Consider the following 10,891-nt stretch of genomic DNA (forward strand, 5'->3'; position numbering starts at 1 on the left):
GACCATGCACTCGCCCGGCGGCCGACAACGCTGGTGGAAGGGCCGCCGACCCGCGTCGTCGCCGCCCTTCGACCTCGCACCCCGCCGACCCGCCGCCCGGCCGGGGCCCGTGAGCGGGGCACCTGCCGGCCCGGTCGCCACTGATCGCGGCGGCCACCCGCACGCCCGAAGCCCGGCGGCGCCGCAAGCACCGCCGCCACCGCCGCCGCGCTTCGCCGACCCCAGCGCCCGACGCGGGGACACGGGCATGCCCCTCCCCCGCATGTCCGTCGCCGCCAGGCTTGACGTGACCTGGGGCATAACCATACAAATAACTCGTCAATGTTGATGTTAAGTTCACACACATTTTGATGGGGCGGTGGCGGCGGATGGACATCGGAGTGGACGTGGGCACCTCGCTCACCAAGGCGGTGGCGTTCGACTCCCTGGGGCGGGAGGTCGATACCGCCTCCGTTCCCACGGAGCTCGACCACCCGGCCCCCGGGCACGTCGAGCAGGACGCCGAAGCGGTCGCCGCCTCCGTCGGCACCGTCGTGCGCGCCCTGGTCGAGCGGTCGGGCGAACCCGTCCGGCTCCTCGCCCTCACCGGGCAGGGCGACGGGCTCTGGCTCCTGGACGACAGCGGCCGCCCCGTGCGCCGCGCCATGTCCTGGATGGACGGCCGGGCCGCCGGGATCATCACCGAGTGGGAGCGCAGCGGCGCCGCCGCCGACGTGTTCGCCGCCACCGGCGGCGCCCTGTTCCCCGGCGCCCAGGCCGCCCTGCTCGCCTGGGCCGACCGCCACGAGCCGGACACCCTGGACCGCGCCGCCACCGCCGCCTACTGCAAGGACATGGTCTTCCAGCGCCTCACCGGGGTCCGCGCCACCGACCCCTCCGAGGCCTCGATGCCCTTCGGCGGCACCCCCTCGGGCTACACCCCCGCCGCGCTGCGCGCCACCGGCCTGGAGCACCGCGCCGCCCTGCTCCCTCCCGTGCACGGCGGACCGCCGCTGGCCCCGCTCGACGCCGAGGGGGCCGCACTGACCGGTCTTCCCGAGGGCACCCCGGTCTCCTCCGGCCCCTACGACCTGCCCGCCTGCGCCCGCGGCGCGGGGGTGGTCCGCCCCGGCGACGGCCTGCTCATCGTCGGGACCACGCTGGCCTGCCAGGTGGCCCGCACCGAGGTGGACACCACCGGCACCCGCGCCGGGATGTCGCTGGCCACAGGCGAGGGCTCCTACCTGCGCGCGATGCCCGCCATGGTGGGCACGGCCAGCCTGGACTGGGCCCTGCGCCTGACCGGCCGCCCCGTGGCGGACCTGGAGTCCCTGCTGGAGGGGTCGCCGCCGGGGGCGCGCGGCCTGCGCGTCCTGCCCTACCTGGCCCCGTCGGGCGAGCGCGCCCCGTTCGTGTCGCCGTACGCCCGCGGGGAGCTGGACGGGCTCAGCCTCCACCACGGCCCCGCCGATGTGGTCCGCGCGGTGTGCGAGGGCATCGCCTTCGCCGCCCGGCACTGCCTGGAGGCGGCCGGGCTGGAGGGGCGCCTGACCCTGTGCGGCGGGGGCGCCCGCAGCCGCGCGTGGGTGGAGGTGTTCTCCGCGGTCCTCGGACGGCCCGTGGCCCTGGCGCCGGGCGCGCAGGCCGGGGCGCGCGGCGCCGTCCTGGCGGGCCTGCGCACGCTGGGCGCCGACGCCGACGAGGCGGCGTGGACGGACGCCCCGGTGTCGGCCGATCCCCCCGCCGGCCTGGTCGCCCACTACGACGCGGGCTACCGCCGCTACCTGGCCCGCCTCGCGGCCTCACGCCCCCTGTGGGAGGAGGACGCACAGGGAGGCGCGGAGGGAGTCGCGGACGGCGCCGCGCAGGGGGCCGCGGCGGCGGGCTGACGCCTCCTGGCCGCCGTTCCTCCCGCCCTGCCCCACCGCCGACGGTATGTCCCCTTTCGCCGCGCGCCATAGGGTTGCACCGCGCGGAATGTCGGCCGACAACGCGAGGTTGGATACCGCGAGGGGGTATATTGATGGACGCAGTCACTGACGAGCAGGGGAGCACCCGGATGGCGACCTATGGCTACCACGATGACAAGCAGAGCCACATCAACCGGCTGCGCAGGATCGAGGGCCAGGTCCGCGGACTGCAGCGGATGGTCGAGGACGACAACTACTGCATCGACATCCTGACCCAGACCGCCGCGGTCAACAAGGCGCTGCGGTCGTTCGCCCTGTCGATGCTGGACGAGCACCTCAAGCACTGTGTCGGCCACGCCGTCGCCAACGGCGGCGACGAGGCCGACGAGAAGGTGCGCGAGGCGTCCGAGGCCATCGCCCGCCTGGTGCGCTCCTGACCCCGGAGCCAACGGAATGAGGAGGCCCCCAATGGCCGGCACCACCATCACGGTCAGCGGCATGACGTGCGAGCACTGCGTGAGCTCGGTCAAGGAAGAGGTCGGCGGGATCCCGGGGGTCACCTCGGTCGAGGTCGACCTGGGCAGCGGGCGCGTGGACATCACCAGTGACGAGCCCATCCCCGCCGACCGCCTCGCGGCCGCCATCGACGAGGCCGGGTACACCGTCTCCGGCTGACCCGGCGCCCCGCGGCGACCGACCCGCGCGCCCGCCCTCCCCGGCGGGCGCGCCGTCGTCCCGCCGGGCCGCGCGGGCGGGGCCCGTCCCCGTCCTCAGGCGCCCGCCAGCCGCTTCGCCTCCGCCTCGGCCGTCTCGCCGTCCAGGTAGTGGTCGCCTTCGATGTCCACGAACGCCGACGGCTTGCCGTGGTGGAACCCCAGGCGCGCCACCTCGCCGCCGAGCATCGCGTCGATCACCCAGTTGGCCAGCACGCGCGCCCGCGACGGCGCGGACGGCACCGCCGCCAGGTGGTAGGCGCGGGTCACCCCCAGCGCCGGAAGCCCGCTCAGCTCGTACCCCAGCGGCTTGGCCAGCGCGTCCCTGCCGCTCAGGTCGACCACCAGCCCCAGGTCCCGGTGCACGAAGGGGGCGAGCGGCCGCCCCAGCAGCGAGGCGACCACGTTATCGGCGGCCACCACGCCCTGCCGCTGGGCGAACTGCGCGGTGGGCGGGCAGTACGCGCCGTCCTCCTTCACCAGGTCGGGGACGGCGGCCGCGTCCCCCAGGGCGAACACGCCGTCCAGGTCCTCGGCCGCCATGTCCGCCCCCACGACCAGCCGCCCCCGGTCGGTCCGTCCGCCGAGGGTCGACATCAGCGGGCTCGGCGTGGTGCCCGCGGTCCAGATGAGCGTGCGGCAGGGCAGCACCCGGTCGTCGGTGAGCGTCACCCGGTTCTCGGTGACCTCCTTGACCGACACCCCCAGCTTGACCTCGATGCCCATCCCGCGCAGCAGGTCCAGGGCCTCGTCGCCGAGCTTGGTGCCCAGCTCGGGCAGGATGTGCGGGGCGATGTCCACCAGGTGCCAGCTGATCAGCGAGCGCAGCTCGGGGTAGCGGCGCGCCATGTCCTCGGTGAGGCGCTCCAGTGAGGCGGCGGTCTCCACTCCGGTGTAGCCGCCGCCGACGACGATGAAGCGGCACCGCTCCTCGCGCTCGACCGGGTCGTCACTGGCGTTGGCGAGTTCGAGCTGGGCCAGCACGTGGTCGCGCAGGACCACCGCCTCGGCCAGGTTCTTGTTGCCGAACGCGTGCTCGCGCAGCCCGGCGATGTCGAAGGCCCGGGTGAGGCTGCCGGGGGCCAGGATGAGGCGGTCGTAGCGCTCGGTGCACTTCTCGCCGTTGATCTTCTCGATGACGACGGTGCGGCTGCCGGTGTCCACCCCCATGGCGGTGCCGGGCACCATGCGGGTGCGGCGCAGCACCCGGTGCAGCGACACCGCGACCGACTGCGGCGTGAGCAGCCCGGAGGCGACCTGCGGCAGCAGCGGGCTGTAGAGCATGTAGTCGTTGGGCGCGATGAGGACGATCTCCGCGGCCGCCCGCGGGATGCGCCGCTCCAGGCGGCGCAGCGCGTGCAGCCCTGCGAACCCCGCGCCGATCACCACGATCCTGGGACGTGCCATAGCCGTACCACTCCCCCTTCGACGGCCCGCTGCCCGGGCGTCCCCCTGCCGAAACTAATCGCGGGACACGCCGACGGGGAGGGCGACGCGCCAGCGGGGCACACCCTTTGACCGGGATTTGCGGATGGTCGGATTCCGATACCGGGGGTTCAGCCTTCGATGACCCCACAATGGTTACTGAAAGTTACGATTTGATATCGTAATGTGACCGGCGGGCCCCGTTCCCGCCGGTCTCCCGGAATCCAGAAGACCCGAGATAGGGGAGACCATGAAGCGTGTCAGCAAGGCGGCGGCCGTCGCCCTCATGGCCGGTGGCCTGGTGTGCGCGGGCGCGACCACCGCATCGGCGGACGAGTACGACGGGTACGACGGGGACCGTACGCAGGCGGCCCAGGAGACCGACCTGCTCTCGGCGATCACCGCCGTGTGCGACGCCGCCGAGGGGCTGGACACCGAAGCGGTGACCGACACTGCCGAAGGCGCCGCTGACACCGCGGCCGACACGGCCGGCGACGCCGCCGGGGCCGAGACGGACGGCGCGACCGAGCCCGCCGAGACCGCCGGCGAGACGGCCACCGACACGGCCGACGACGCCCAGGAAGAGCTGAACTCCGCGGTCAAGACGTTGTGTGAGGCGGCGTCGGCGGCCGACCTGCAGGCGCTCGGCGACGCCCTGGGCGCGGTGGACGGCGTCACCGGGGGCGTGGACACCGGCGCGGTGGACGGCGTCACCGGAGGCGTCGACACCGGGGCCGTGGACGGCGTCACCGAAGGCGTCGACACCGGAGCCCTGGACGGCGTGACGGGCGGCCTGACCTAGCCCCGCGGACGACCGCCGGTCGGGGCGGCCCGGTGCACCACGGCCGGGCCGCCCCGCCGCGTTCCGCCGACCACGCCGCCCCTACGCCGGAAGCCCGAGCTCCCGGGCGATGAGCATCCGCTGGACCTCGCTGGTCCCCTCCCCCACCTCCAGGATCTTGGCGTCGCGGTAGAAGCGGCCCACCGCGTACTCGTTCATGAAGCCGTAGCCGCCGAACACCTGGGTGGCGTCCCGGGCGTTGTCCATCGCCGCGTTCGAGGACACCAGCTTGGCGATGGCGGCCTCCTTCTTGAACGGCTCGCCCGCCAGCATCCTGCGGGCCGCCTCGTAGTAGGCCAGGCGCGCGGTGTGCGCCCGCGCCTCCATGTCGGCGATCTTGAACTGGATCGCCTGGTAGCCGCCGATGGCCGAGCCGAACGCCTCCCGCTCGCCCGCGTAACGCAGGCTCTCGTCCACGCACCCCTGGGCCAGCCCCACCGACAGCGCGGCGATCGCGATCCGCCCCTCGTCCAGGATGCGCAGGAACTGGGCGTACCCCCGCCCCCGTTCGCCCACCAGGTTCTCCTCGGGGACCCGGCAGTCCTGGAACACCAGCTCGCGGGTGTCCGAGGCGCTCCACCCCACCTTGGAGTACTTCTGCCCGACGGTGAACCCGGGCGTGCCCGAGGGCACCAGGACCGTCGAGATCTCCGGCCGCCCGTCCGGCTTGCGGCCGGTCACCGCCGTCACCGTCACCAGGGCGGTGATGTCGGTGCCGGAGTTGGTGATGAACGACTTGGTGCCGTCGATCACCCACTGCCCGTCCTCCAGGCGGGCGGTGGTGCGGGTGGCGCCCGCGTCCGACCCGCCCCCCGGCTCGGTCAGGCCGAAGGCGCCCAGCGCCTCGCCCGAGCACAGGCGCGGCAGCCACGTCTCCCGCTGCTCGCCGGTGCCGAACCGGTAGATCGGCATCGCCCCCAGCGACACCCCCGCCTCCAGGGTGATGGCCACCGACGAGTCGGCGCGCGCCAGCTCCTCCAACGCCAGGCACAGGGCGAAGTAGTCCCCGCCCATGCCCCCGTACTCCTCCGGGAACGGCAGCCCGAACAGGCCCATCCGGCCCATCTTGGCCACGATGTCGTAGGGGAAGGCCCCTTTCTCGTAGTAGTCGCCGATGACCGGCGCCACCTCGTCGCGGGCGAAGGCCTCGACGGTGCGGCGCAGCTCCTCGTACTCGGCGGACAGTGCGCTGCTGCTGGTCGTGCTGGTCACGGCTCTCACTCCTGGGTCGGGGAGTCGGTGTCGGTCTCGCGCGGGGTCTCCGCGTCCTCCGGGGCGACGGCGGCCAGGACGGCGTCCATGGCCACCGCGTCGCCGGGGCGCACCACCAGTTCGGCGACGGTCCCGCCGACGGGGGCGGTCACCGCGTGCTCCATCTTCATCGCCTCCACGACGACGACGGGGCTCCCGGCCTCCACCCGGTCGCCCACGGCGACGGGCACGGCCAGCACGGTTCCGGGCATCGGGCTGCGCAGGGTGCCGTCCCCGGCCGCCGCGGGGCCCCGCATCGGCGCGATGGCGGGGGCGTCGGTGAACGGCCAGGCGGCCCCGGCGCGGCCGAGCCACAGCTCGCCGCCGCGGGCCGCGCGCTCGTAGCGGACGGTGCGCCCCTCGGCGGCCACGGTCAGCGACCGCCCGTCCGGGGACCGGTGGGCGGCGGCCCGCTCGGGCCCGGCGTCCCCGACCCGCAGTTCGTAGTCGACCGGGGCGCCGGGCGCGGCGTCCGGCCCGGACAGCCGCCGGACCTCCACCGCGACCGGGTCGCGGCCGGGCGCCCGCAGCCGCCAGGTGGTCCAGGCGCGCTCACCGGGGCGCCACCCGGTGGGCAGGTCGAACGGGTCGGCGCCGGGCCCCTCCGGCTCCAGGCCGAGCTGGTGGTCGAGCGCGGCGGCGGCGTACACCTCCGGCGGCACGGCGGCGTCCCCGCCGGGCGCCAGCTCGGGGCGGAGCAGCTCGGTCAGCCCGGTGGTCAGGTCCCCGGCGGCCACCGCCGGGTGGGCGACCAGGGCCCGCAGGAACGCCACGTTGGTGCCGCAGCCCAGCAGGGTGTACCGGCTCAGGGCGGCGTCCATCCGGTGCAGGGCCGAGGCCCGGTCCGGCGCCCAGGTGACGACCTTGGCCAGCATCGGGTCGTAGGCGGAGGTGACCGCGGTGCCCTCGTCGAGACCGGAGTCCACCCGCACGTGCGCGCCGTCCGGCTCGTCCAGGCGCAGCACGGTGCCGCCGGTGGGCAGGAAGTCGCGGGCCGGGTCCTCGGCGTAGACGCGGCTCTCCACGGCGTGCCCCTCCAGGCCGACGTCGGCCTGGGCGAACGGCAGCGGCTCGCCCTGGGCCACCCGCAGCTGCAGCTCCACCAGGTCCACCCCGCGGCGGCCGCCGACGGCCACCACCTCCTCGGTGACCGGGTGCTCCACCTGGAGCCGGGTGTTCATCTCCAGGAAGGCGAACTCCACCTCGCCGGATCCGCCGGAGGGGGCCTGCTGCACGATGAACTCGACGGTGCCCGCGCCCACGTACCCGCAGGCCTTGGCGGCGGCCACCGCCGCCTCGCCCATGGCGGCCCGCAGGCCGGGGCCGACCAGCGGGGACGGCGCCTCCTCGACGATCTTCTGGTGCCGCCGCTGCAGGCTGCACTCGCGCTCGCCCAGGTGCAGCACGGTGCCGTGGGCGTCGGCCAGCACCTGCACCTCGATGTGCCGGGGCCGGTCCACGTACCGCTCCACCAGCAGGGTGGCGTCGCCGAACGCGGCGGCGGCCTCCCGGCGCGCGGCCGCGGCGGCGTCGGCCAGGTCGGCGGGGTCGCGCACCAGCCGCATGCCCTTGCCGCCGCCGCCCGCCGAGGGCTTGATCAGCAGCGGGTACCCGGCCTTGTCGGCGGCCGCGGCCAGGTCGGCGTCGGACAGCGGCGCCCCGGGCTCCTCAGCGAAGCCGGGCAGCAGCGGCACCCCGGCCTGGGCGACCGCCTCCTTGGCGCGGATCTTGTCGCCCATCGCCTCGATTGCCTCGGGCGGGGGACCGACGAACACCAGCCCCGCCTCGGCGCACTGCCGGGCGAAGGCGGCGTTCTCCGAAAGGAAGCCGTACCCCGGGTGCACCATCGACGCCCCGGTGCGCCGGGCGGCGTCGATGATCGCGGGCCCGTTCAGGTAGCTGTCGGCCAGGGCGGCGCCGCCGATGCGCACCGCCTCGTCGGCCTCGCGGGTGTGCCGGGCCCCGGCGTCGCCGTCGCTGTAGACCGCGACCGAGCGCATGCCGAGGCGGCGCAGCGTGCGCATGACGCGCACCGCGATCTCGCCGCGGTTGGCCACCAGGACCGACGGCGCGGAGCCCGGCCGGCAGGCCCGGGAGCGCTCGCGGGGGTCGGTCGTCGTCATCGTCCACCTCTCATCGTCCACGCCCGCTCACATCCGGAAGACGCCGTAGCCCACCGGCTCCAGGGGGGAGCGGCGGGCGGCCGACAGGGCCAGGCCCAGCACGGTGCGGGTGTCGGCGGGGTCGATGACGCCGTCGTCCCACAGCCGGGCGGTGGAGTAGTAGGGCTCGCCCTGGTGCTCGTACTGGTCGCGCACCGGCTGCTTGAAGCGTTCCTCCTCCTCTGCGCTCCACTCCTCGCCGCGGGCGTCCTTCTGGTCGCGGCGCACGGTGGCCAGCACCGAGGCGGCCTGTTCGCCGCCCATGACGGAGATGCGGGCGTTGGGCCACATCCACAGGAAGCGGGGGGAGTAGGCGCGGCCGCACATGCTGTAGTTGCCCGCGCCGAAGGACCCGCCGATGACGACGGTGAACTTGGGCACCCGCGCGCAGGCCACGGCGGTGACCATCTTGGCGCCGTGCTTGGCGATGCCCCCGGCCTCGTAGTCGCGGCCCACCATGAACCCGGAGATGTTCTGCAGGAACAGCAGGGGGATGCGGCGCCGGTCGCACAGCTCGATGAAGTGGGCGCCCTTCATGGCCGACTCGGCGAACAGGATGCCGTTGTTGGCGACGATGCCCACCGGGTGGCCGTGGATGTGGGCGAAGCCGGTGACCAGCGTGGTGCCGTACTCGGCCTTGAACTCGGTGAACTCGCTGGCGTCCACCGTGCGCCCGATGACCTCGCGCACGTCGTAGGGGGTGCGGGTGTCGGTGGGGATGATGCCGTACAGCTCGTCGGGGTCCAGGGCGGGGGGCCGGGACTCGCGGCGCTCCCAGGCGGGCTCGTCGCGGGGGCCGAGGGTGGCGGCGATGTCGCGGACCATGGACAGCGCGTGCGCGTCGTCGTCGGCGAGGTGGTCGGTCACCCCGGAGACCCGCGAGTGCAGCTCGCCGCCGCCGAGCTCCTCGGCGCTGACGACCTCGCCGGTGGCGGCCTTCACCAGGGGCGGGCCGCCGAGGAAGATGGTGCCCTGCTCGCGGACGATGACCGCCTCGTCGCTCATCGCGGGCACGTAGGCGCCCCCGGCGGTGCACGAGCCCAGGACGGCGGCGATCTGCGGGACGCCTTCGGAGGACAGGGTGGCCTGGTTGTAGAAGATGCGCCCGAAGTGGTCGCGGTCGGGGAAGACGTCGTCCTGCATGGGCAGGAAGGCGCCCCCGGAGTCGACCAGGTAGACGCAGGGCAGCCGGTTCTGCCGGGCGACCTCCTGGGCGCGCAGGTGCTTCTTGACGGTCATGGGGTAGTAGGTGCCGCCCTTGACGGTGGCGTCGTTGGCGACGACGACCACCTCGCGCCCGGCCACGCGGCCCACCCCGGTGATGATCCCGGCGGCGGGGGCGTCGTGGCCGTCCTCGCCGTAGAGGCCCCAGGCGGCCAGCGGGGACAGCTCCAGGAACGGGGAGCCGGGGTCGAGCAGCGCGCGCACGCGTTCGCGGGGCAGCAGCTTGCCGCGTTCGACGTGCCGGATGCGGGTCTTCTCGGGCCCGCCGAGCGCGGCGCGGGCGATGCGCTCGCGCAGCTCGGCGGCGAGGGCGCGGTTGGCCTCGGCGTTGGCGGCGAACGCTGCGCCGCCGGTGTCCACCGCCGAGGAGAGCACGGGTGCCCTGCTCATCGGTTCCCCTCTGGGTTAATGGCCGCTAACATCGTCGATGTTAGTGATGACTAACATCGGTGTCCAGCGTCACACCGCACCGGGCCGGTACGATCGCCCGGCGCGGACGGCGAGCGAGGGGAGCGGGGCATGGCCGAGCGGGCGGCGGCGGGCTCCCGCCGCGCCGCGATCCTGCGGGCGGCCGCGGGGCTGTTCGCCGCGCGCGGCTACCACGGGGCCTCCATCGAGGACCTGGGGCGCGCGGTCGGCACCACCGGCCCCGCCCTGTACCGGCACTTCCCGGGCAAGGAGGCGCTGCTGGCGGCGATGCTGCTGGAGGTCAGCGAGCGCCTCGCCGAGCAGGGCGAGCGCGTGGTGGCCGGTGCGCCGGGGCCCGAGGAGGCGCTGGAGGGGCTGTTGCGCGGGCACATCGCCTTCGCCCTGGGCGAGCCCGCTCTGATCACCGTGCACGACCGCGAGCTGGACAACGTGCCCGAGCCGGAGCGGCGCCGCATCCGGCAGCTCCAGCGCGGCTACGCCGAGGAGTGGGTGGGCGTGCTCGCGCGCCTGCGGCCCGGCCAGGGGCGGCAGGCCTTGCGGGCCGCGGTACACGCCACCTTCGGGCTGCTCAACTCGACCCCGCACAGCGCGGGCGAGCTGGCCCCGGACGCCATGGCCGAGCTGCTCTTCCGCATGGGCCGGGCGGCCCTGCTGGTCGACCCGCGATGATCCCGGCGAAGGCGCCGAACGAAGGCGCTGCCAGAACCGCTGCCTGAGTCTCGGGGACGTACTGCATCGTCCATGGACATGCGCGGCGGGTCCTCGCTTGTGCAGCAACGCAGCCGTTCGAGGTGAAAGCGGGGAGGCGTGCCGGGCAAGCGGGTCACGTCCGCGGCATTTCCGTTCGACCGGGGCGGCGGAGCGTCACGGCTTTGGGGCGGCCCGCCTCAGTGTCGGTCTCAGTGTCGGTGCCGTGACCGCTGCCCCCGCCTGTCGGCGGGGGGGCGGAGACCACCC

General features: G+C 74.7%; 9 protein-coding genes. 5 read left to right on the forward strand and 4 right to left on the reverse strand.

Annotated elements, in window-relative coordinates:
- The first annotated feature begins 368 nt into the window (after positions 1–368).
- The 3 genes from D476_RS0128215 to D476_RS0128225 all read left to right on the forward strand — a co-directional run bounded on the left by D476_RS0128215 (position 369) and on the right by D476_RS0128225 (position 2,564).
- Complete coding sequence (locus D476_RS0128215; RefSeq protein WP_017627242.1) at positions 369–1,868, forward strand: FGGY family carbohydrate kinase; 1,500 nt, start codon at positions 369–371, stop codon at positions 1,866–1,868.
- Between the two features lie 170 nt (positions 1,869–2,038).
- On the forward strand, positions 2,039–2,326 hold the full coding sequence (locus D476_RS0128220; RefSeq protein WP_017627243.1) for a metal-sensitive transcriptional regulator: 288 nt from the start codon (positions 2,039–2,041) through the stop codon (positions 2,324–2,326).
- Between the two features lie 31 nt (positions 2,327–2,357).
- Entirely contained in the window at positions 2,358–2,564 is a 207-nt protein-coding gene (locus D476_RS0128225) for a heavy-metal-associated domain-containing protein (RefSeq protein ID WP_017627244.1), read from the forward strand.
- Between the two features lie 95 nt (positions 2,565–2,659).
- On the opposite strand, the gene D476_RS0128230 is transcribed toward D476_RS0128225, so the two are convergent.
- Positions 2,660–4,009: an NAD(P)/FAD-dependent oxidoreductase gene (locus D476_RS0128230; RefSeq protein ID WP_040728221.1), complete on the reverse strand. Its 1,350-nt coding sequence runs from the start codon at positions 4,007–4,009 to the stop codon at positions 2,660–2,662.
- A 268-nt stretch (positions 4,010–4,277) separates the two neighbouring features.
- Between D476_RS0128230 and D476_RS0128235 the strand changes: the two genes are divergently transcribed.
- On the forward strand, positions 4,278–4,829 hold the full coding sequence (locus D476_RS0128235; protein ID WP_017627246.1) for a hypothetical protein: 552 nt from the start codon (positions 4,278–4,280) through the stop codon (positions 4,827–4,829).
- Positions 4,830–4,910: 81 nt separating this feature from the next.
- Here D476_RS0128235 and D476_RS0128240 read toward each other — a convergent pair whose 3' ends face one another.
- Genes D476_RS0128240 through D476_RS0128250 form a run of 3 tightly spaced genes read right to left on the reverse strand, consistent with a single transcriptional unit; the run spans position 4,911 to position 9,880 of the window.
- Entirely contained in the window at positions 4,911–6,080 is a 1,170-nt protein-coding gene (locus D476_RS0128240) for an acyl-CoA dehydrogenase family protein (RefSeq protein WP_017627247.1), read from the reverse strand.
- Between the two features lie 5 nt (positions 6,081–6,085).
- Complete coding sequence (locus D476_RS0128245; RefSeq protein WP_017627248.1) at positions 6,086–8,242, reverse strand: ATP-binding protein; 2,157 nt, start codon at positions 8,240–8,242, stop codon at positions 6,086–6,088.
- Between the two features lie 27 nt (positions 8,243–8,269).
- Positions 8,270–9,880: a carboxyl transferase domain-containing protein gene (locus D476_RS0128250; RefSeq protein WP_017627249.1), complete on the reverse strand. Its 1,611-nt coding sequence runs from the start codon at positions 9,878–9,880 to the stop codon at positions 8,270–8,272.
- Positions 9,881–10,024: 144 nt separating this feature from the next.
- Here D476_RS0128250 and D476_RS0128255 point away from each other — a divergent pair, with 144 nt between their 5' ends.
- Positions 10,025–10,603 carry an SACE_7040 family transcriptional regulator gene (locus tag D476_RS0128255; protein ID WP_017627250.1) on the forward strand — a complete coding sequence of 193 codons (579 nt, stop codon included), beginning with the start codon at positions 10,025–10,027 and terminating at the stop codon, positions 10,601–10,603.
- Positions 10,604–10,891 lie beyond the last annotated feature (288 nt).

The sequence above is a fragment of the Nocardiopsis chromatogenes YIM 90109 genome (genome assembly GCF_000341185.1).
In the GTDB taxonomy this organism is placed as follows: Bacteria; Actinomycetota; Actinomycetes; order Streptosporangiales; family Streptosporangiaceae; genus Nocardiopsis_A; species Nocardiopsis_A chromatogenes.